The following is a 20,266-nucleotide window of genomic DNA, read 5'->3' as shown; positions in this document are numbered from 1 at the left end:
CGCAATAAACATATTGATATACCATTATAACAATAAAAGCAATGCAGCCGCCGCAGGTGCCATCATGGAAACAAGCACAAAGACCGCGCGAGAAATCTACCTCGATATCAAGGCCAATCCGGCCCGCAAGCGCTTTGGTTTCGGGCACAAGGCGGCACTGATCAATGTAGATCCGCAAAAGGCCTATACCCGCACGGACCTGTTCAAGACCGCCTACGAAACCGACCCCAATCAGATGCACTATATCAATGAACTCGGCAAGCAGTTCAGGGAAAAGGGTTGGCCCGTGGTCTGGACGCATGTGGCCTACATGGACTCCGGCGAGGACGCCGGTATCTGGGGCACCCGCACGGATACCCCGGATTCGCTCCAGAACATCAAGTTCGGGTCCGAGCGCAGCGAGTTTGATGACCGCCTGCAGATCGACCGCCAGCGCGACGTCATCTACCTCAAGAAGATGCCGAGCGCCTTCTTCGAAACCCAGCTGCAGTCACTGCTGGTATGGCACCAGGTGGACACACTGATCATCACCGGGGGCTCCACCTCGGGCTGTATCCGCGCCACTGCCGTGGACAGCCTGTCACGCGGCTATCGCACCATCGTGCCCGAGGAGTGCGTTGCGGATAAGCACGAGAGCTTCCACTACGCCAACCTCACCGACCTGTCCCTGAAATACGCGGATGTACTGGAAGTGGCAGATGTATTCCGCTGGCTTGACCAGGGCAACAATCAGTAGGCCACATAGATTACCTCACCGAGGAAAGGCGCAATATGAAATCGGATCCCGGCTTTTACGATTACTGGCCCTACCACCAGCGCCCGCAGATCCAGTGGCCAAATGGCGCGAAGTTGGCTTTCTGGGTAGCGCCCAACATTGAATTCTACGAACTTCAGCCACCGGCCAACCCCTACCGCAAGGCCTGGCCACAACCGGCGCCGGCGGTACCCGGATACAGCATTCGCGACTACGGTAATCGTGTTGGCCATGTGCGACAGATGGCGCTGCTGGAAAAATATGGCGTGCGCGGATCTGTTTCCCTTTCTACTGCCCTGTGCGAACACCACCCGGAAATCATCGCAATGTGCGCAGAGCGCAACTGGGAGTTTTTCAGCCACGGCATATACAACACGCGCTACACCTACGGCATGTCAGACGAACAGGAGCGCGACATGATTCGCGATTCCATCGAGACCATTCACCGGCATACCGGGCAGAAGTGTGCGGGCTATCTGGCACCGGCGCTGTCTCACTCCGAACGGACCCTGGATCACTTTGCGGAAGTTGGCTCCGAACTTTTCGGCGACGAGGCGGGCTTCTATACCTGTGACCTGTTCCACGATGACCAGCCCACTCCCATCAGGCTGCGCAACGGCAAGCGCTTTGTTTCCGTCCCCTATTCCCTGGAAATGAATGACACCATCGCCTATGTGGTGAACAAGGTGGAGCCGCGCCGCTATGGCCAGATGCTGAAAGACAATTTTGATCGCCTGTATCTCGAAGGCGCCGAGAGCGGCACCGTCATGTGTATTCCCACACACAATTACCAGGTGAGTTGCCCGCACCGCTTGCGCGCATTCGAGGAGGCGCTGGAATACATCACCGGCCACCCGGACGTCTGGGTGACAACCGGACGCGAAATTGCCGAGTATTACCTGCAACATTATTTCGATGTTGCGCGCACTGACATCGCCAGCAAGCAGGTGCAAGCCGGCTTCGACAACACCGGAGCGAAAACCGAGGCGCAAGGCCATGCCTGACTTTTCCGAACTGGACCCGGCCCACCTGCAATACCCGCAGCGGCAATACGGCATGGATCACGACCATTACGACTGGCAGATGCTCAGCCAGCGTAAACCGGTACAGTGGCCGCAGGGCAAGCTGGCGCTGTGGGTCAATGTCAGCCTGCAGTTTTTCCCGCTCAACCAGCGCGGCAAGCCTTTCCCGCCGGCCGCCGGCATGACCATGCCCTATCCGGACCTGCGCCACTTCTCCCTGCGCGACTATGGCAACCGGGTGGGCATTTTCCGTATCCTGCGCGCGCTCGATCGCTACAAGGTGCGGCCGACATTTGCGGTGAACGCGGAGCTGGCCGAGCGCGCGCCCTACCTGCTACACCTGCTACGCGAACGCGGCGATGAAATTATTGCGCATGGCTGGAACATGGACAGCCCGCACTACGGCGGCCAACCTGTTGAGATGGAGCGCGAACTGGTCGAGCGCAGCATCGATACACTGCGCGAAGCAACCGGGCAGGCCGTGCGTGGCTGGCTCAGCCCCGGCAAGATCCACAGCGAAAACACGCCGGCACTGCTGGCGCAGCGGGGCATCGAGTATTTCTGCGACTGGGTCAATGACGACATGCCCTATCGCTTCCGCACGGCGTCCGGCGACCTGTGGGCCATGCCGCTCTCCACCGAACTCGAGGACCAGTTCATCCTGCGCAATAACCTGCACTCCGAACGCTCTTATGCAGAGCAACTGGAAGATGCCTGTGACCTGTTGCTGGCGGAGTCCCGGGAACAGGGCGGACGCATCCTGGCGCTGAATATCCACCCGTGGATGCTCGGCCAGCCACACCGCATCGGTTATCTGGAGCGGGTGCTGGCTTACGTCAGTGACAAAGCAGAAGTCTTCAGTGCACCGGCGACGGAACTCCTGCAGCACTGCGCTGCGGCCGAGGCCTGAGCAACCAGCACCTGATCTGGCATTTGTCCTAAAAAGATATATCATTAGGCCTTTTTGGCGGCCTTGAGGATGCATCGAATGGAAGCCGTGACCAAGCTGTTCAGCAAACAACAACTGGAATCCCTGAGTGAGGAATCCCACACGCCCCTGTATTTTCAGCTCTACACCCTGCTGAAAAGTGCGATCCTGAACGGCACCCTGGAAATCGGCGCGCAGATGCCGACGGAATTACAGCTGGCCGACGCTTTCGGCGTATCCCGGATTACCGCCAAGCGCGCCATGGATGAGCTGGCCGCGGAAGACCTGGTCGAGCGCCGGCGCGGCAAGGGCACCCATGTCACATACGAGTACCGCCAGCAGCCGGTAAAGGCACCGCTTGTCGCAATGCTGCAGGAAATCGAGAGTATGGCGCGGCACTCGGACGTAAAGGTACGCACCTGTTCGCGCTTGCAACCGCCGGCAGAAGTGCGCGAAGAGCTCGGCCTCGATGCCGGTGAAACCGCGCTGCTACTCGAACGCACCCGCTTCCGCGACGGCGCACCGTTTGCTTACTACGTCAGCTGGACCGCGGGCCTCAAGAAAAATATTTCCGCGCGCCAGTTCGCCACACGCCCGCGCCTGGAGATCTTCCGCGCGCACGGCCTCGAGATTACCCATGTGACCCAGACCCTGAGCGCGGAGTCCGCAACGCCGGATGTCGCACGTGAACTGGACATCCCGGTTGGTGCTGCCCTGCTCAGCCTGACCCGCTACTCCTACAACAAGGTCAATGGCAACGAGAAGCTGGTGGACTATATGCACGTGCTCTACCACCCGGACCGCTTCAAGTACCAGATGGACCTGAAAGCGGATGAAATTTAGGGCGCCTGCTCAGCGTCCAACTTCCGGCCGGTAACGCCGAACCGCTGTTGCCACAGCTCGGCACCCGGCCAGTGGCCACGATAATCTTCAAGTCGCACCTGCCACTGCCGCCCGGCCTGGGACCAGTCGTAACCGAGCAATAAACCACAGTTGAGCCAGTAGCGGCTGCCGTCCTGATACTGGCCGCCGTGATACAGCACACTGTCCGCATGCTGCGCCCCTTCACCCCGCCAGGGACCGCTCTCACCCAAACTCACCCGGCGCCGGGAAAAATCCGGACTGAACAGGCGCGTTCGTTCCTGCGGCTGCTCAATCCACGGCACCAGCACCTCACTTTCCTTTTTTCCATCTTGTGCGAGCCGCGTCAGCAGGTAGCCGGCAAAAATACGTAAAAGCGGAAAATAATGGGCATGCCTGCTCCGCACACTGCTGGCCGGTTGCCCGCGACTGCGCCAGCGGTACAGGCCACCTTCTGTGTCCCGGTACAGGCTACTGGCGCTGGCCTGCCCCCCCGGGCCTTCCAGCCAACGCGTCAGGCAAACCCGCAGCTGTTGCCCCCTGAATACCGCCTGTACTGCGATACTGGCCTGTAGCGGCTCGATCCAGCGCTCGCTCTGTATCACAAACGCCTGCCCCTGGCGCCACAGCTGCCAGTGCTCTTTGACCGGCACCAGTTCACCCTCGCACAGATATGAGTAGCGCCCCCCAGCCAGCGGTGACCCGGCCACAGCAGGCAAGCATTCATCTTTTGGGCGAGCGTCAATCTGCACAGGCAATTTCTTCTTCCCTCCGCAGCAGTGCCGCACAGGACTGCAGCGGCCGATCGCGCAGTAGATCCGTATTGGCGGAGATCATTTTGTTCTCTGCCGCTCGCGGATGCAGGACCTGGAGGGTAGTTTCACCGGATTGCGGCGTACGCAGCGGCGCATTGATATTGCCGTCAAATCGACGCGACGGCCACGGCGACATCAGGGTGAACTCGCGCTCCAGTGTTGCCAACATGCCTTCGGCGGAACCCGCACACGCAGCGAGACACAGGCGATTCTCCGCGGCCCGGGCCGCGAGCAGCAGCGCCAGGTCCAGCGTGCCATTGGCGGCTCCCCGGGCCACACGAGTGTCCGGCGCCGCGCACGGCAGCAACAGGCAGTGGGCACCGGCCAGCGCCGCCATCTTCGCCAGCTCCGGGGAAAGGCAGTCGTCACCCACCAGTATCGCAACGCGGCCCCACTCCAGTTCTGCTGTCAGCAGTGCGTCGCCGCAGCCCCGCTCGACATGCAATTGCGGCTGCTGCAGGCGTACCCCGCTGCCATCCAGCAACACCCCCACGTGAGCATCGCCTTCCACCAGGCTGGTGCAGACCTGTAGATTCCGCGCCTGACAGATGGCCTGCAGGCGCTCACGAATCACCGCAGCCGCAACCGGATGTTCACCAGTCTGCGCAAAACGCTCTGGCAGCAACGCCAGCTGCGTACTCGCCGGCAACTGCTGCAGAAGTTCTTCCACATGCGCCAGTGCTGCGCGGCCCTCTCCCAGCGGACGCACCAGCGCCACTTCGATCGCTTCTGCTGTGCGCGTTGCGCTTTCGCCATTGGCCTGCAGCGGCGCCTGCAAGAGCGACCGGTAAATCTCGGGGCGCCGTGGCAACAAGCCTGCACCCCGCAGGCGGCGCCGTTCCGCGGCTGGCGGCAGGTCCGCAATCAGCACCGCCTCCTGTGCGCGCGGCGCCCGTCTGAGCGCACGGCCATCCGGCTGTACCACCTGGCTCTCACCCGCACCGTACAACAGCGCCTGTGGAATGGCGGTCAACCTGCTGACCATGCCCAGCTCCTCTCCCGGCACCAGCGGCCCCACCTTGTTCGCCGCCACCAGGTACAGGCGATTCTCCGCAGCCCGCGCCGGCACATGAAGGCTGGCCTCATCAAACGCGAACGAATTGAGGGAGTTGCACAACAGGTCTGCCCCCATAAGCGCCAGGCGCCGCGCCGGCTCGAAGCTGATGCCGTCACGGCAGGCGAAGATCCCGATGCGGCCAATACCGGTATCGATTACCTTCCCGGCCTCCTTGGCCGGCACAAAGAAATCGTTCTCATGCCCCATCAGGCCCTGCTTGTCGGCTTCTCCGAGGCACGTGCCATCGGGGCCGTAGAGAATGGAAGTGACACTGATGGCCGGGTGCCGGCGGCGCAGGGAAACGTTGATCAGGATATGTATGCGGTGGCGCAGGGCGCGCGCGGCAATCGCCTGCAGGAATCCGCCCTCCGGTTCCAGAGCTTCCTGCCAGGCGTGTGCCTGGTCACGATACCAGGAAATATGATTACAGAATTCCGGCAGTACCAGCAGCTTTGCGCCCTGCACCGCGGCTGCATCGATCATGCGCAGGCAGGTGGCCAGGTTTTCTTCCGCACAGCTGCCGGTGGCAAATTGCAGCGCGGCGACTCTCAACATTTCCAATGGATTTTCCCCGGTTTGATATACGTCAATCCAAAGTGATCGGCGAATTGTACTATTGATATAACTTTATTACACTTCAGCCTATTCCGGATACCTGAGTCTGCAGGTACCACAGTCGCGCGGGGTGAGCATGGCCAATATCGTCATTACCGGCAGTACCAAAGGCATCGGTTTCGGCCTTGCCAGGGCGTTCCTGGATGCCGGCCACACAGTAACGATCAGCGGTCGCAGCGACCTGTCGGTACGCACCGCGCTCGAGCGCTTACAGGCCCCGGCCGAGCGGTGTGCCGGCATCGCCTGCGACACCAGCGTCATGCGCCAGGTACAGCTGCTGTGGGATTTCGCCGAAGAGACATTCGGGCCCGTCGATATCTGGATCAACAACGCCGGCCTCGCCCGCACCGGCTGGTCTATCTGCGACACGCCGCAGGAAGAGATCGAGTCTATGCTCGCCACCAATATCCAGGGCACCATTAACGGCTGTCGCGTGGCGGCGACCGGCATGCGCGCGCCCCGGAAAGGCCAGACTCAGGGCGGCAAGATATTCAATATGCTGGGCGGCGGTAGCGACGGCGAGCACTTCCCGGGTATGGGCATCTATGGCAGCACCAAGCGCGCACTGGACTACTTCACCGATGCACTGCAGAAAGAGCTGCAGGATTCCGGCATTGTGGTCGGCAAAATTCGGCCGGGCATGGTCGTTACCGAAGCCGTGGTGCGCGAGGCGCGGGAAAATCCAGCCAGGTTCGCGCGTTCTCGCAAATTCATGAACAAGCTGGTGGATCAGGTAGATACGGTGGCGCCATTCCTGGCCCGGCGAATCCTTGAATGCCAGCGCAGCGGCACCAAGATCCGCTGGCTGACCGGCTCCAGAATCGGCATGCGCATGTTCGCCGGGCTGTTCCGGGCTCGCGAAGACCAGTTTGCGCGGCACGGACTTTAAAGTGCTTGCCACTCCTTCAGTACAGGCAGCACAGGCATAAACACAAGGCGACAATAATGATAACAACGAATAAATCCTGGCTCGGCGTCACCCTGGCACCACAAATAGCCCGACGTCACTTTGCCACCTACCTGTTCGCTGTATTTATTTCTTCCGGATATGCCGGCGCACTGGCGGTACTGCAGCCCGGCCTGTTGCATGTGATGGGCATCGCCCAGGACACCCAGGCACTGCTGACCGGCTACCTGAGTGCCCTGCAGGAACTGGTATTCATCCTGCTGCTGGGTACGGCCGGCGCCCTTTCTGACCGCATTGGCCGCCGCCCGGTTTATGTTTTTGGCCTTGCCCTGACCGGTGCAGCGTTTGCACTTTACCCGCATGCGCAATCGATCACCCAGCTGGTGCTATTTCGGCTGCTGGTCGCAGTGGGCAGTGCCGCAATGATCGGCATGATGGTGACGGTTGTCGCAGACTACGCCGAAGAATCCTCGCGCGGCCGCGCCAATGGCATGCAGGCCATGGCCGCCACCCTGGGCGCCTTCATTCCACCATTGCTCGCTACCCTGCCGAGGGTGTTTACCGCAAACGGCTACGATGAGCTGGCGGCGCAGCAGTGGACCTTTGCCATCGGTGGAGCACTGGGCCTGGGTGCCGCGGTCGTGGCCCTGTACGGCCTGGCGCCCGGTGCGATGCGCAAGGCGAGAGAGACCCGCGAATCCATTCGCCAGATCCTGACCGAGGGCCTGCGCACAGCGCGCGACCCGCAAACAGCGCTCTCCTACGGTGCAGCCTTTATTTCCCGCGGTGACCTGGCAGTGACCGGCGCCTTCATTTCGCTGTGGCTGGTGCAGTACGGTACCCGCGAGCTCGGCATGACTGCGAGCGAAGCCATGTTCCAGCTGGCGGTGCCTCGCACCCTCGCGGTCGTGGGCGGCGCACTGATCGGCGCGCTGCTCATGGGGCAGATCGCCGACAGGGTCAGCCGCGTCACAGCCGTGGCCATTGCCAGCGGCCTGGCGGCTGTGGTTTACGGAGCGGTATTTGCCATTTCTGACCCGACCGCAGGCTGGGTGATTGGCCTGCTGTTCGTAATGGGTATCGCAGAAATCAGTGCCTTCGTCAGCAGCCAGGCACTGGTGGGCCAGCAGGCCCCGGAGCAGTGTCGCGGCGCGACCATCGGCCTGTTCGGGGTAGCCGGGGCCTTCGGCATCCTGGTGGGCACCTCCGGCGGCGGCATACTGTTTGCCAAGATCGCGCCCAGTGCACCCTTCGTGCTTTTTGGCATACTGAACCTGGCGGTATTCCTGTGGAGCCTGTGGCTGCGGAAACGCCTCGGGGAAGGCCGGGATTCCGTTGGTGTGCCGGCTTGAGGCTTGTGGCCGAATCCTGTCAGTAAGAACCTGGCAGGCAACTGTCGTTAAAAACGATCGATAAACAACAATCGATAACTAACAATCGAGAGACTAGAACATGGAAGCGAAGCAGAACCTTTCCAAGGAATTCGTGGCCCACCTCGACGGCGACGACAAGCTCGATACCAGCGCCACCTTTGCCGCAGTGCTGGCCACCCGCGATGCGATATGGAAAAAGGTCAGCAGCGCGCTTTCCCTGCAAGAAGACATGCGTTGTGCGGACATCCGGGAGTTCAGCGACCTGGATGGCAATGCGGTAGGCCGCATTCGTACCTTTACCGGAGACCTGTCGCCTGTGGACTGGGTGATCCACTCAAATATCGGCCGCCCGCAGAATACCTTCACCAACATCCACCTGACGGTGTACCTCGATGACTCGATCGACGTACCCAACCTGGGTATGGCCTTCGGCACGCTGCCGGATGCGTTTTTCTATGTCGATCCCATGCCGCGCTGCGAAGTACTGAGTCAACCGGACTATCTGCAGAAGTACATGGCACCACTGAATGATATCTACATGGAACTGCAGCAGGAACTGTTCGAAGCTGGTATCAAGCCACTGGTTCCGGCAATGCCGTTCATCCGTTCCAGCCTGTCCCCACTGGCCCTCGCCGGCGTGGTGCCGCTGGATTTCTACCGCGAAAAGGTAGAACCAAAAGTTCATGCTTATGTTGACTACTGGCTGGAGCTGGTGCGCAACGCCGCCCCGCTGGCCGACCCGGAGGCGCGCGCACGCCTGAAGCAGCGCGACACCCTGGTACGCCGCAATATCGTGCACCTGGACCCTGCCAACCCCATAGCAGAGCGCCTGGTTGGCAAGCCGCTGGCAGACCGTCTCGTGCGTATCCTCTGTGCCGAGGAGCGTAGCGAAAAGGCAATGGTCGAGTAAGGGGCCGCCCGTATGTCGGTGCAAGCGACTCTTCGGCAACTGCTGCAACGCAATACCGTGCTCAGCGCGCCGGGCATCTACGACGGCCTGAGCGCGCGACTGGTGGAACTGGCCGGATTCGAAGCCGCATTTGTATCCGGTGCCTGCGTTTCTTTTGCGCGCTTCGGCCGCCCCGACATGGGCCTGGTCAGCGCTGCCGAGGTCAGTGAGACTGTCGCGGTGATTCGCGAGCGCACCGCAATGCCACTGATTGTCGACATGGATACGGGTTTCGGCAATGCACTGAACGTGCAGCGCACTGTACGCACCTTCGAGCGCGCCGGCGCTTCGGCACTGCAGATGGAAGACCAGCTGATGCCGAAGCGCTGCGGTCATATGCGCGGCAAACAGGTCATCAGCCCGGCAGAAATGGTTGGCAAGATCCATGCGGCACTGGATGCACGCCAGCACGAAGATACCTTCCTGATTGCACGCACGGATGCCCTCGGCGTCAACGGTTTCGAGGATGCCATGGAACGTGCGGAGCTTTACCTGGAAGCCGGCGCCGATGCACTCTTTATAGAGGCGCCACAAACTCTGGATCAAATGCAGGCTATCGGCGCACGCTTCGGCAAGCGTATCCCGCTGGTGCACAACCTGGTCGAGGGGGGCAACTCACCGGTAAAGTGCGCAGCCGAAATGGGCGAACTGGATTACCGCATCGCCCTGTTCCCGGCCTCGCTGCTGCACCTTTTCGTGCCCGCAGCGCAGCACCTGCTGCAATGCCTGCACCGCGACGGCCAGGTGGAAAGCCTGCGCAAAAATATGGTCGACCTCGCTGCAATCAACGACCTGCTCGGCGCCGATGAACTGCTCGCAGCCGGCGTCAGATTCCAACCAGAAAAGCGATAGGATTTTATGGGCGGTGAATTCCAGCTTCCTGAACTGCAGAATTATATCGACGGCGAGTTTTCCACGCCGGCGAACAGCCGCGGGCAACAACTGCACGACGCCAATAGCGGCGAGCCGCTGCAAGTGCGCGCCGCGGCCAGCGCCGAACAGGTGGGTGCCGCCCTGGCCGCAGCGGAACGCGTACACCAGGCGCGCTTGTGGGAGGAAACCAGCGCGAGCGAGCGGGCAGAGTGGCTGGACCGTATCGCCACAGAACTCGAAGCCGACGGTGTTGCAGACACCATCAGCCAGGCAGACAGCCTTACGTCCGGTGCCATCATCCGCACAACGCGCAAGATGGCCAGGTTACTGCCGATGGTGTTTCGCGGCGCCGCAGCCTATCTGCGCGAGGGCCATCTTGACCAGCGCCTGCCGGGCCCATGCGGCGACGTGGAGTACCTGCGCCGCCCCTGGGGACCGGCACTGTTGATCGCGCCCTGGAACGGGCCCACAGCCATCGGTTCACACAAGGTCGCGAGTGCACTTGCAGCCGGGGCCCCCTGCATTCTCAAGCCTTCGGAATTTACCCCTCATTCGGCCGTCATGATGGCGCGTGCCATCGATCGCGCCGGTCTGCCCCCCGGTATATTCCAGTTGACTGTAGGGGACCGCAGCATCGCCCGGCAGATGATCGAGGCACCCTGTATCAAGGCAGTCTCCTTCACCGGCGGACTGGCGGGCGGGCGCGCCATCGCGCGCCTGTGCGCAGATGACTTCGTACCCACACAGCTGGAGCTGGGCGGGAACAACCAGCTGGTGGTATTCGAGGATGCCGATCTCGACAAGGCTGCAACCGGTATCGCTTACGGCCTCACTAACCTCAATGGCCAGTGGTGTCGCGCGCTCGGCCGCCTGCTGGTGCACAAATCAGTGAAGCAGGCGCTGCTGGAACGGGTACTCGCAATACTGGCGGATATCCGGCTCGGTCACTCGCTGGACGAAGAAAGCGATATGGGGCCGCTGGTGCACGGCGACCACTATGAGCAGGTCCTTCAGGATATCGAACGCCTGCGCCGCTGTGGCGGCGAACTGCTCTGCAGTACCGCACTGCCGCAGCTGCCCGGGTATTTTGTGGCACCGACACTGGTCGACGGCTGCGAACCGCGCGATACGCGGGAAGAAATTTTCGGCCCGGTTGCCACGGTGCACAGTTTCTCCGATGACGATGAGGCACTGGCGCTGGCCAATGGCACCGAGCTGGGCCTTGCCGGCTATGTTTACAGTGGGAACCTGGAGCGGGCTTTTGCGTTTGCACGCCGTATGCGCACCGGCGGCGTGAAGATCAATGGATACAGCCTGCTCAGTATCGGCGAGGGTGCGCCACGCAGTGCCTGGGGATTGTCGGGGCTGGGCGAGGAAGGCCACGCCCAGTCCATCGAGTTCTTTACCGGTGCACGCGTAATTGGCGTATCACCGCAGGACCCACTCGGGGGACGCTGATCAATCGATCAGCGTGACCTTTTCCTCCACCTCTGCAGAGGTAATATCGATCGCAGCCTTGGCAAACTTCGGTGGACCGAAACGGGGCACATGGCCGTTGGAAAAACCCACCGGCTCTTTGGGAATGCCAATAAAGTTGCTATCCATTTCGCCATTGGCATTGTCATCGTGGTGTACCGCGATCGCGTAACGCCCCTGCGGCAGACTCAGTTCAATGACCAGGCTGCCATCCTGCAGGTTTTCCAGGCCAAAATTTTCGGCATAGACCTTTGTCTCACTGAGAAAAGTATCCTTGGAGTCGTAGACCGAGACATAGATACGACCAACACTGGACTGGATATTGGTTACGTTCAGGCTGACTTTGGATGTCTCAACAGCCTGCTTCTCTTCCGCGCCTTCCATCTTGTCGGCCCAGGCCGAAGGTGCCGACATAAAGGCCCCCGCTACCATGAATGCCAGCAAGTGCCACAAATTCTTCCGCTTGCTCATCTGTTGTCTCCCTTGTGTCTCCCTGGTGTCTCCCTGGTGTTTCCCTGGTGTCTCCCTTGGAATCGAAAATTCCGCTTCCAATGACATCGAGTGTGTCATTCCGACTAAACCAAAGCCTCTTCCTTTTCGCGCTGCAGGCGCCGCCAGGCAGCCGCGCGCCCACCGGTCTCTACGCCCAGTAATTCACCCGCCAGCTTGCCGGCATCCATTAGCACGGGCAGGTTGATACCGGTATCCAATCCCATCTGCTCGAGCATCATGATCAGGTCTTCGGTGGCAATATTGCCGGTCGCACCCGGTGCAAACGGGCAACCACCAATGCCACCCACGGAGCTGTCAAAATGACGGATCCCCGCGTCCAGTGCGGCATAGGCATTGGCCATGCCCATCGCCCGGGTATCGTGAAAGTGGCATGCGAGGCGTGATGCGCCGTAGTCCCGCGCAAGGTCAGCCATCAATTTATACACCGCGCGCGGGTTGGCTGCACCAATGGTATCGGCAATCACAACCTGATCAGCGCCAAAAGCCAGCAGCCGACCGCTCAGCTCCATCACCGCAGCCGGATTGGTTCTGCCCTCAAAGGGACATTCCCAGGCCACTGCCACACAGGCGATCGCGCGGATACCGTCGGCCTGCGCCGCCCGTAATATGACCGCTGCCTGCTGCAGGGACTCGTCCACACTCAGCCGTACATTACGTGCATTCATGGTTTCGGTGGCGCAGATCACCAGTAATACGGTACTGGCACCGGCCGCGCGGGCCAGCTCGTAGCCGCGCAGGTTCGGGATCAGCACCTGGTAATCCACCCCTGCGCCGGCAGGCACGCCGCCGAGTACCTGTTCTGTACCGGCCATGGCCGGTACAGCTTTGGGTGATACGAATGCACCAGCCTCGATAGACTTCACACCGGCATCGACCAGCGCTTCAATCAGTTTTATGCGCGCTTCGACCGACAGGACGCTCGCCTGGTTCTGCAGCCCATCGCGCGGCCCCACATCGTTGATATACACCTTCTCACGCTGGTCAGGCAGCATCGCCACCTTCCTTCAGCGCGGCGATATCTGCACTGGTATAGCCACAAAGTTCGCTCAGCACTTCATCGGTATGCTGGCCGATGTGAGGCGCCGGCGAAAAAACATCCTCGTGGGTGCGCGATAGCTTGATCGGGTTGCCAGGTGCGCGCGTGGTCTTGCCATCCGGGTGCGCAATTTCCACGACCATATTGCGGTGCAATACCTGTGGATCATTCAGCGCCTGTTCCAGGTTATTGATTGGCGCACAGGGTATGCGCTGCTGCTCAAGTTTTTCCAGCCAGGCATCGGTGGTGTCGCCTGCGAAGACCTCCGCAAGCTTCGCATCAATGAAACCCTTATCCGCGAAGCGGCCGGGCTGGCCGTCATATTTCGGGTCATTGAACTCCGCAACCTGCACCACGGGCTTGAGGTTCTGCCAGAAGTTATCGGTAATTACCGCGATGATGATGAAGCCGTCGGATGTCGCATAGCTGTTGTAAGGCACATGCACAAAGTGGGCGTTGCCAATCGGGTAGGGGTTCTTGCCACTGAGGAAGTGCATGGTGGCCATGTAGTTCAGCATGGAAATCTGGCAGTCCACCATGGAGATATCCACATGCTGGCCGCGGCCGCTGGTGGCGCGCTCCGTGATAGCGGCGAGAATCCCCATTACTGCGAACATGCCCCCACCCAGGTCACCGATCGGGATACCCGCACGCACCGGGTTAGCCGGGTCGTCACCGGTAATCGACATGCCGCCGCCATAGGCCTGCGCCACCTGGTCAAAAGCGGGACGCCGGGCGCCCGGGCCATCCGAACCAAAACCGGAAACGCAGCAGGTAATGATGCGCGGGTTGATCTCACTCAGCGTTTCGTAATCGATACCGAGGCGCTCGGGCACACCCGGGCCAAAATTGCTGATCACCACATCGGCCTGCCGCACCAGGTCATAGAATGCCTGTCGACCGCGTTCACTTTTCAGGTTCAGTGCGACACTGCGCTTATTGCGATTCAGAGTCAGGAAATAAGCACCAAAGCCGTCGATGGAATTTTCCGGATCATTCGCCAGCAGTTTGCGTGTACCCTCACCGGCGAGTGGCTCAACCTTGATCATGTCTGCACCAAGGTCCGCGAGGATCATGGCACCGTACGGGCCCGACAGCATATGGGTCAGGTCAAGAATTCTGATGCCTTGCAATGCTTTGTGCATGGTCGTACCTGTTTATACTCTGTTAAAATTCTTCCAGCAGGCGGCCCTTGCCGGAAACCCTATCTTCAATACCGCACGCGCGCAGCGCATGCCACATGGTGGCAACATTGATCGGTATCAACGGTTTCTGTAGCCAGTGTTCCAACGTAGGGAAAATATCCAGGGTCGATAGGTTGGTGCCACACTGGATGATTGCATCGACATCATCACCGTCTATCTCGCGAATCCCGTCAAGTACATCCTGGATCCGGGTCTCCGCAATGGCCGTTGCGGAAGGGCGATTTAGGCCCTTGACGTGCACCACCTCAAATCCGATGTCAGAGAAAAAGCGACGTACATTCGCATCCCCTACCTCCGGATAGGGTGTGATCACCGAAATGCGTTTGGCGCCGAAACAGTGCAGGGCATCCTTGGTCGCCGTCGCACCGGTAGTCAGGCCGAGCGACCCAATCTGTTCGCGAATTTCACGCTCGAACGCGATATTTCCCTCGAGCCCGCCCCAGAAGGTTTCGGCCGACATCCCCAGCATGATGTGATTTACCCTGGCGGAAAGCACGTTGCGGATGGACACCGGGATCTCGCCACGCATGATGTCGAGGAAACGCTCGAAAACTGTGTTTTCGTCATCACCACTGCGATTGACTTCATCAGACCAGTTGCGCAGTTCGATCCAGAATCGGGAAGGATGCCAGGTGACGCCATCGATCCTGAACTGCTGCAAGTCGTATTCGACACCGGTATTGGTCGATGGAATGATCACGCCGATCTGGGCGCGCCGTGCAATCTGATAATTTTCCATATTCTCCGGGAGAACCTCTTTATTTTTTCTGCTATTCGACCCAACCCATGCCTGTCAATGCTCTTCCAGCAGCCAGCCCATATTGTCGAACCGGTCATGCACACCGCAGCTTCTGAGCGCGTGCCAGCAGGTTGCAACATTGATCGGCAGTACAGGCTTCTGCAGCATCTTTTCCATAGCCGGGAAAACCCCGAGTGTGGACAGGTTGGTGCCGACCTGGACAATCGCATCCACATCATCACCGTCGATTTCCCGCACGATATCCAGCACCTGCGGTTCCGGCACCAGCGCGATGGCATCGTGCGCGTTGGCACAGCGCAGTCCCACCAGATGCTTGATACGGTAGCCGGCGTCTTCAAAAAACAGGCGTACATTCTTATCGCCTACCGGCTGGTAGGGCGTGATGATGGAGAGTGTCTTTCCGGATTGTTCCGGCACACCAAGTGCTTCCAGGGCGGAGATCACCGCGTTGGCGCCAGTCGTCAGCCCGGTATCCTCTCCCACCATTTCCTGGATGCGATCGACGAAGCCGTCATTGCCCTTGATGCCGCCCCAGAAGGTTTCCGCAGACATGCCCATCATCACGTGGTCCGGCTTGCAGGTCATGAGGCTTTCAATCGAGTCGCCGATAGTTTCCCGCAGGCGCTCAAGAAACTTCATGAAGTTGGCATCGTCACTCAGGTCAGGATGATCGATCATGAAGCGGGTGGTGTGCCAGGTGACACCGCGCGGCAACAGGCGCTGGCAGTCATACTCCACCGAAGTATTGGTGGACGGTATCACCACACCGATCTTGGCCCTGTGGCCAATGTAATTATCGCGGTGCCCATTGCTCACCTGCTGCCGCTCGCGGGTCCGGCCGAGGTCAATGCTCTTTGGGAAGTCCATGCTTTTCTCCTCCGCTGACCTGATTAATCAAGCAGCCGATTTGTAGTTGTTCTACTGTACGCTCAGGCTCTCGCGAACACAGTTGATCATGGCGCGCTCGAGCAGAAAGGCTTTCGCACGAACCGGATCGGATGCTGTCTCCATCAACATCCGTTGGCGGCTGCGCTGCACATCCGGATCCGTAGCTTCCATCAGTTTCTTGTTTTCTATGGTGTGTTTCTGCACAAACTGCACCGCCAGCTCCCGACGCTGGCGGTCATAGCGCGCAAACTCTATTTCCGCTTCCGCTCCATCCTTTATCACCGCCACCAGCTTATCCGCCAGGTTGAATGCATCATGCAGGCCGCCATTCATGCCCATACCGCCAAGCGGGTTATTGATATGGCAAGCATCACCCACCAGCAGTACACGCCCCTGATAATAGGTTTCCGCAACACGCTGGTTTACCGCATAGATACTGCGATGATGTATGTCGTAGTCGCCACCGCGATCGTGGATCCTGTTCAGGCGTGACTGCACGAATTCGTCGGACAGGTAGTAGGCCTCGTCCGCTTCGCTTTCCGGAAAGACGGGCACCAGCACGCGCCACAATTTATCCGTACGAAGAATGACACACCACTCTTGCGGATCGGAGATGTAGTTGACGTATGAAAAGTCCTCGAAGACTTCCTCGAACGGGAAGGCCGTACTGACCACGAGGAATTTCTCGTCATAGGTGAAACCCATATAGCCAATACCCGATCCCTTGCGTACGTTGCTGCGCGCGCCCTCCGCACCCACGAGGTAGGACCCGCGGATGGACTCCTCTCCAGCAGCCGTGCCCACCCTTGCCAGCACATGATCCGCAGCCTGTTCATGGCTCAGGAATTCGCAGCCGTAACGGACCTGTACACACTCGAAGTCTTTCAGGCGCTCACAGATCATGCGGGTCAGCTCATATTGCTCCAACTGGAGCCGAAAGGGGTAGCGCGTTTCGTCGGCAATCTGCGCCATATCAAAACTCGCCACCTCACCAGTTGCGCGGTCGCGATACTGGTAGCGATCCGCATGCAGGCCCCGGGCCAGCATCTGCTCGATCACATCCTCATCGAGATCGGCGATCATTTCCAGGGACGGCGGGTGGAAAGTGGAAGCGCGCAGATCCAGTGGCAGGCTGTTGCATTTCTCCAGCAACACCACCGGGATATCCTGCTTGGCGAGGGACAGGGCCAGCACGCAACCGCTGGGCCCAGCGCCGGCGATAATCACGGGATCATTTACTGACATGGTGCCCTTCTGGTTGTGTTATTTATCAGTCGAGTTATCACGGATTTTCCGCCCCTGCCAGGTGCAGCTCGACCGCATCCAGCAACTTCAATGTTTCATTGAGTGACAGTACATCCGCATATTTGGCATGCATATCAAACAGATTGGCCCTGTGTGCCTCCGGATTGCGATCTCCCACTGCCTCGCGTGGCACCACAACCGGAAAATCATGCTGCAGCCCATCCACAACTGTCGCACGTACACAGCCACTGGTCGTCAAACCGGTTACCATCAGTGAATCGACATTTGCCTCCGCCAACCTCTTGTAGAGGTCTGTTGCAAAAAAACTGCTGGCCCACTGCTTTTCTATCAAATGTTCACCCGGTAAAGGCTGCAGGCGTGGATCTACCTGCACCCACTCCGAACCCGGGGTCAAGAGATTGAGGTGGTTGATGCGGGCACGAAACACCCGCGCCTGCTCCCGCGCTCGATAGACCACAGTGGTAAAAAAGACCGGCAGTCCCAGCGAGCGGAATCTGTCCAATAAAACCCGGTTCGCATCAACGACTTCCGGACAGTCTGTACCGAGGGGGCAACGGGCGCTGGTGAATCCGTTGATCAAGTCCACCAGCAAGAGGGCCGGCCGCTGGCCCAGGCCCACACTGTTTCTCTGCAGATCCATAGAGCTACCAGTATCCTTTTGCTAGTGCGATGACAGTCCAGCCAATGCGGCTTCACTTTCAACAGGCCCATCAATTTTTTGAAAATAGCTGTTCAATAGCTCTGCTACCGTATCTGCCTGTGTTTCGCAGATATAGGTACCGGCCGATGCCGGAATTGTCGCGACATGACTATTCCTGAGCAGCTGCGCACTCTGTGCAACACTTGCCAATAACGGGTCGCGATCACCGGCAAAGAGCAATACCGGGCATTCAATCGCGCGCATCTGGGCAGCCGTATCCTGCTCCACCACGGCGCAGTAGGAATCCTGGTATGCACTACCACATTTAAATGCCAACAGGGTTTCCCGCATACTGAGCGAAAGCGGCGCATCAAAATCCTTGTTTCTCAGTCGCAGCCACATCTCTTGCCAGTGGACCCCCGACTCACATAAAGCAATCGGGCTCGCTGTAGCGGGCAGCTGCTTGCGCTGCTGTTCACTCAACAAAGTCGGACCGCACAGCGCTATGGCACGCACAAACTGCGGGTAGTCAAACGCGAGCTGCACCGCGATGGCCGCACCGGTGTGATGACCGAACACCAGAACCGGACCACCGAATTCGCGCGCCACGGCGGCCTGGATAGTGCGCGCCACAGCGGCAATGGAAAACTCGCCCACCAGTGCATCACTGCTGCCGAAACCGGGGGTATCCAATGCGACAACAAGGAAATTTTTCGCGAGTCGCGCCATTATCGGCTCGTACATCTCGGAGGCACTGGGCGTCTGGTGCAGGAGCAACAAAAGCGGAGCGGACACCTCACCGCAGATCCGGTAATGTAACTGGCCACAATCCGCATCCAGGTAACCGCGTCGAATTCCCTCGGCCGATAATGCCATCAAACCGGCAGGCTCCCGACCTCGGCGCTGATCCACTTGATCTCAGTGAACTCCTCGGTACTGTAATGACCGCCGCTGCGGCCGACACCGGACAGGCCGACCCCGCCAATTGGTGCCAGCGCGTTACTCTGGAAGGCATGCATGCCGATATGCACTGCGCCGGATTTGATGCGTCGCGCCGCATGCAGGCCCCACTGCAGGTTGTTGGTGAGCACCGACGCTGACAGCCCGTAATCACTGTCATTTGCAAGGGCAATTGCTTCATCGAGGTCTGCGGCTGGAACAACACTCACCACCGGGCCAAAACTTTCTTCGCGCCAGGCAGCGCAGTCTCGCGGTACCTCCAGCAGCACCGTCGGTTTGATCACGAGCCCCTTCAGAATTTCTCCGCCGGTCAATAACCGGGCGCCAGCGCTGACCGCTTCGCGTATATGTTCAAGTACTTTTTCGGCAGCTCGCGCATTGATCAGGGGGCCATAGGTAGTTCGTTCGTCACGCAGATCGCCCAGGTGCAGGCTCTCCGCTTCCGCTTTCAGCGCCTGTACAAATTCATCATAAACTCGGTTCGCCACGACGATGCGGGAGTTGGCCATACAAATCTGGCCGGCATGGGTAAAGATACCCTGTGCCGCGATCTTCGCAGCGTGGACCGGATCCGCATCCTCCAGCACCAGCATGGCGCTTTTGCCACCGAGCTCGAGCTGCATCCTGCGCATTTTTGTGAGCGCAGACTGTCCCACCTGGATGCCGGTCGCGGTGGAGCCGGTCAGGGCAATACAACGCACATCAGGATGATTGACCAGCTCTGCGCCACATTCACCGCCATAGCCCGTCACAATGTTGACCGTGGCGGGCGGCATACCAGCGTCCAGCAGCAGGCGACCAAACGCCAGTGCTGTCAGGGGCGTTTCTTCTGAGGGCTTGATCACGATGCTGTTCCCCGCAGCCAGCGGGAAAGCACACATTTTTGCCAGCAGGGAAAGAGGGGCGTTATAGGGTGAAACCACCGCAACCACACCGAGCGGTTCACGCACCACCATCGAGATTCGTTGCGGGTCGTCATTGGGAAAGGTTTCGCCATAAAGGCGCCGGGACTCGCCGGCAGCTGTACGTAACAGGTCGACCGTATAGGCGATCTCCATACGCGCCTTGCGAATCGCGGAGCCGCTTTCATCAATCAGGGTATCGAGGAAACGCTGCTCACCCTCTGCGGCGACGATTTCGGCTGCGCGCAACAATGCCGCCTCTCGCTGCGCCGGGGTCAGCCGATACCAGTCCATGAAACCCTGGCGGGCAGCTTCAACGGAGCGATGTACGTCGGTCGCTCCCGCACGTGGCACTTCGGCCAACAAGGCTCCCGTCTCCGGCGCCGTTACCGCAAAGCGGGATCCACTCGCCGCCTCGACCCAGTTACCACCAATCAGCATCGCCACAAAAGACATAGGAGGGCTC

Annotated in this window: 20 protein-coding genes; 9 read left to right on the top strand and 11 right to left on the bottom strand. The window is 59.8% G+C overall.

Annotation, left to right across the window (positions count from 1 at the left end):
* Positions 1–64 precede the first annotated feature (64 nt).
* The 4 genes from QSJ80_RS03230 to QSJ80_RS03215 all read left to right on the top strand — a co-directional run bounded on the left by QSJ80_RS03230 (position 65) and on the right by QSJ80_RS03215 (position 3,547).
* Positions 65–736 carry an isochorismatase family protein gene (locus QSJ80_RS03230; RefSeq protein WP_285762829.1) on the top strand — a complete coding sequence of 224 codons (672 nt, stop codon included), beginning with the start codon at positions 65–67 and terminating at the stop codon, positions 734–736.
* A 35-nt stretch (positions 737–771) separates the two neighbouring features.
* Complete coding sequence (locus QSJ80_RS03225) at positions 772–1,758, top strand: polysaccharide deacetylase family protein (protein WP_285762828.1); 987 nt, start codon at positions 772–774, stop codon at positions 1,756–1,758.
* The gene (locus QSJ80_RS03220) at positions 1,751–2,686 is read left to right on the top strand and encodes a polysaccharide deacetylase family protein (protein ID WP_285762827.1); all 936 of its coding nucleotides are present in this window, start codon (positions 1,751–1,753) and stop codon (positions 2,684–2,686) included. The genes QSJ80_RS03225 and QSJ80_RS03220 overlap by 8 nt, the downstream gene beginning before the upstream one ends.
* A gap of 78 nt (positions 2,687–2,764) precedes the next feature.
* The gene (locus tag QSJ80_RS03215; RefSeq protein ID WP_285762826.1) at positions 2,765–3,547 is read left to right on the top strand and encodes a GntR family transcriptional regulator; all 783 of its coding nucleotides are present in this window, start codon (positions 2,765–2,767) and stop codon (positions 3,545–3,547) included.
* On the opposite strand, the gene QSJ80_RS03210 is transcribed toward QSJ80_RS03215, so the two are convergent.
* Both QSJ80_RS03210 and QSJ80_RS03205 read right to left on the bottom strand, forming a co-directional pair.
* Complete coding sequence (locus QSJ80_RS03210) at positions 3,544–4,218, bottom strand: hypothetical protein (protein WP_285762825.1); 675 nt, start codon at positions 4,216–4,218, stop codon at positions 3,544–3,546. The genes QSJ80_RS03215 and QSJ80_RS03210 overlap by 4 nt on opposite strands.
* An 88-nt stretch (positions 4,219–4,306) precedes the next feature.
* The gene (locus QSJ80_RS03205; RefSeq protein WP_285762824.1) at positions 4,307–5,992 is read right to left on the bottom strand and encodes a nitrilase-related carbon-nitrogen hydrolase; all 1,686 of its coding nucleotides are present in this window, start codon (positions 5,990–5,992) and stop codon (positions 4,307–4,309) included.
* A 136-nt stretch (positions 5,993–6,128) separates the two neighbouring features.
* Between QSJ80_RS03205 and QSJ80_RS03200 the strand changes: the two genes are divergently transcribed.
* The 5 genes from QSJ80_RS03200 to QSJ80_RS03180 all read left to right on the top strand — a co-directional run bounded on the left by QSJ80_RS03200 (position 6,129) and on the right by QSJ80_RS03180 (position 11,612).
* Positions 6,129–6,941 (top strand): SDR family NAD(P)-dependent oxidoreductase, encoded by an 813-nt coding sequence (locus QSJ80_RS03200; protein ID WP_285762823.1) that lies wholly within the window; start codon positions 6,129–6,131, stop codon positions 6,939–6,941.
* 56 nt (positions 6,942–6,997) lie between these two features.
* Positions 6,998–8,311: an MFS transporter gene (locus QSJ80_RS03195; RefSeq protein ID WP_285762822.1), complete on the top strand. Its 1,314-nt coding sequence runs from the start codon at positions 6,998–7,000 to the stop codon at positions 8,309–8,311.
* Positions 8,312–8,411: 100 nt separating this feature from the next.
* A complete protein-coding gene (locus QSJ80_RS03190) occupies positions 8,412–9,242 on the top strand; it encodes a hypothetical protein (RefSeq protein WP_285762821.1) in 831 nt (276 codons plus the stop codon).
* A 12-nt stretch (positions 9,243–9,254) separates the two neighbouring features.
* Positions 9,255–10,133: an isocitrate lyase/PEP mutase family protein gene (locus tag QSJ80_RS03185; RefSeq protein ID WP_285762820.1), complete on the top strand. Its 879-nt coding sequence runs from the start codon at positions 9,255–9,257 to the stop codon at positions 10,131–10,133.
* A 6-nt stretch (positions 10,134–10,139) separates the two neighbouring features.
* Positions 10,140–11,612: an aldehyde dehydrogenase family protein gene (locus tag QSJ80_RS03180; protein WP_285762819.1), complete on the top strand. Its 1,473-nt coding sequence runs from the start codon at positions 10,140–10,142 to the stop codon at positions 11,610–11,612.
* Here the strand turns inward: QSJ80_RS03180 and QSJ80_RS03175 are convergent, their stop codons facing one another.
* The 9 genes from QSJ80_RS03175 to QSJ80_RS03135 all read right to left on the bottom strand — a co-directional run bounded on the left by QSJ80_RS03175 (position 11,613) and on the right by QSJ80_RS03135 (position 20,256).
* Positions 11,613–12,101 carry a DUF2141 domain-containing protein gene (locus QSJ80_RS03175; RefSeq protein WP_285762818.1) on the bottom strand — a complete coding sequence of 163 codons (489 nt, stop codon included), beginning with the start codon at positions 12,099–12,101 and terminating at the stop codon, positions 11,613–11,615.
* A 104-nt stretch (positions 12,102–12,205) separates the two neighbouring features.
* Positions 12,206–13,135, bottom strand: a complete 930-nt coding sequence (locus QSJ80_RS03170; RefSeq protein ID WP_285762817.1) for a hydroxymethylglutaryl-CoA lyase — start codon at positions 13,133–13,135, stop codon at positions 12,206–12,208.
* The gene (locus QSJ80_RS03165) at positions 13,125–14,324 is read right to left on the bottom strand and encodes a CaiB/BaiF CoA transferase family protein (RefSeq protein WP_285762816.1); all 1,200 of its coding nucleotides are present in this window, start codon (positions 14,322–14,324) and stop codon (positions 13,125–13,127) included. Before QSJ80_RS03165 ends, QSJ80_RS03170 begins: the two co-directional genes overlap by 11 nt.
* 22 nt (positions 14,325–14,346) lie before the next feature.
* Positions 14,347–15,123: a maleate cis-trans isomerase family protein gene (locus tag QSJ80_RS03160; protein ID WP_285762815.1), complete on the bottom strand. Its 777-nt coding sequence runs from the start codon at positions 15,121–15,123 to the stop codon at positions 14,347–14,349.
* Between the two features lie 54 nt (positions 15,124–15,177).
* Complete coding sequence (locus tag QSJ80_RS03155; RefSeq protein WP_285762814.1) at positions 15,178–16,011, bottom strand: maleate cis-trans isomerase family protein; 834 nt, start codon at positions 16,009–16,011, stop codon at positions 15,178–15,180.
* Positions 16,012–16,062: 51 nt separating this feature from the next.
* On the bottom strand, positions 16,063–17,277 hold the full coding sequence (locus QSJ80_RS03150) for an FAD-dependent oxidoreductase (RefSeq protein ID WP_285762813.1): 1,215 nt from the start codon (positions 17,275–17,277) through the stop codon (positions 16,063–16,065).
* Positions 17,278–17,314: 37 nt separating this feature from the next.
* Entirely contained in the window at positions 17,315–17,938 is a 624-nt protein-coding gene (locus QSJ80_RS03145) for an isochorismatase family protein (protein WP_285762812.1), read from the bottom strand.
* Positions 17,939–17,959: 21 nt separating this feature from the next.
* The gene (locus QSJ80_RS03140; RefSeq protein WP_285762811.1) at positions 17,960–18,814 is read right to left on the bottom strand and encodes an alpha/beta fold hydrolase; all 855 of its coding nucleotides are present in this window, start codon (positions 18,812–18,814) and stop codon (positions 17,960–17,962) included.
* A complete protein-coding gene (locus QSJ80_RS03135) occupies positions 18,814–20,256 on the bottom strand; it encodes an aldehyde dehydrogenase family protein (RefSeq protein WP_285762810.1) in 1,443 nt (480 codons plus the stop codon). Before QSJ80_RS03135 ends, QSJ80_RS03140 begins: the two co-directional genes overlap by 1 nt.
* Positions 20,257–20,266: the final 10 nt, after the last annotated feature.

Source organism: Biformimicrobium ophioploci, from assembly GCF_030270605.1.
Classification (GTDB): Bacteria; Pseudomonadota; Gammaproteobacteria; order Pseudomonadales; family Cellvibrionaceae; genus Biformimicrobium; species Biformimicrobium ophioploci.
The sequence above is the reverse complement of the archived record's forward strand: the minus strand, read 5'-3'. Positions and strand labels throughout refer to the sequence as shown.

Coding starts and splice junctions, on each gene's coding strand:
- QSJ80_RS03205 (WP_285762824.1), bottom strand. CDS start 5,992: ATGTTGAGAGTCGCCGCGCTGCAATTTGCCACCGGCAGCTGTGCGGAA.
- QSJ80_RS03190 (WP_285762821.1), top strand. CDS start 8,412: ATGGAAGCGAAGCAGAACCTTTCCAAGGAATTCGTGGCCCACCTCGAC.
- QSJ80_RS03225 (WP_285762828.1), top strand. CDS start 772: ATGAAATCGGATCCCGGCTTTTACGATTACTGGCCCTACCACCAGCGC.
- QSJ80_RS03160 (WP_285762815.1), bottom strand. CDS start 15,123: ATGGAAAATTATCAGATTGCACGGCGCGCCCAGATCGGCGTGATCATT.
- QSJ80_RS03215 (WP_285762826.1), top strand. CDS start 2,765: ATGGAAGCCGTGACCAAGCTGTTCAGCAAACAACAACTGGAATCCCTG.
- QSJ80_RS03175 (WP_285762818.1), bottom strand. CDS start 12,101: ATGAGCAAGCGGAAGAATTTGTGGCACTTGCTGGCATTCATGGTAGCG.
- QSJ80_RS03200 (WP_285762823.1), top strand. CDS start 6,129: ATGGCCAATATCGTCATTACCGGCAGTACCAAAGGCATCGGTTTCGGC.
- QSJ80_RS03135 (WP_285762810.1), bottom strand. CDS start 20,256: ATGTCTTTTGTGGCGATGCTGATTGGTGGTAACTGGGTCGAGGCGGCG.
- QSJ80_RS03140 (WP_285762811.1), bottom strand. CDS start 18,814: ATGGCATTATCGGCCGAGGGAATTCGACGCGGTTACCTGGATGCGGAT.
- QSJ80_RS03185 (WP_285762820.1), top strand. CDS start 9,255: ATGTCGGTGCAAGCGACTCTTCGGCAACTGCTGCAACGCAATACCGTG.
- QSJ80_RS03155 (WP_285762814.1), bottom strand. CDS start 16,011: ATGGACTTCCCAAAGAGCATTGACCTCGGCCGGACCCGCGAGCGGCAG.
- QSJ80_RS03165 (WP_285762816.1), bottom strand. CDS start 14,324: ATGCACAAAGCATTGCAAGGCATCAGAATTCTTGACCTGACCCATATG.
- QSJ80_RS03145 (WP_285762812.1), bottom strand. CDS start 17,938: ATGGATCTGCAGAGAAACAGTGTGGGCCTGGGCCAGCGGCCGGCCCTC.
- QSJ80_RS03230 (WP_285762829.1), top strand. CDS start 65: ATGGAAACAAGCACAAAGACCGCGCGAGAAATCTACCTCGATATCAAG.
- QSJ80_RS03220 (WP_285762827.1), top strand. CDS start 1,751: ATGCCTGACTTTTCCGAACTGGACCCGGCCCACCTGCAATACCCGCAG.
- QSJ80_RS03170 (WP_285762817.1), bottom strand. CDS start 13,135: ATGCTGCCTGACCAGCGTGAGAAGGTGTATATCAACGATGTGGGGCCG.
- QSJ80_RS03195 (WP_285762822.1), top strand. CDS start 6,998: ATGATAACAACGAATAAATCCTGGCTCGGCGTCACCCTGGCACCACAA.
- QSJ80_RS03150 (WP_285762813.1), bottom strand. CDS start 17,277: ATGTCAGTAAATGATCCCGTGATTATCGCCGGCGCTGGGCCCAGCGGT.
- QSJ80_RS03180 (WP_285762819.1), top strand. CDS start 10,140: ATGGGCGGTGAATTCCAGCTTCCTGAACTGCAGAATTATATCGACGGC.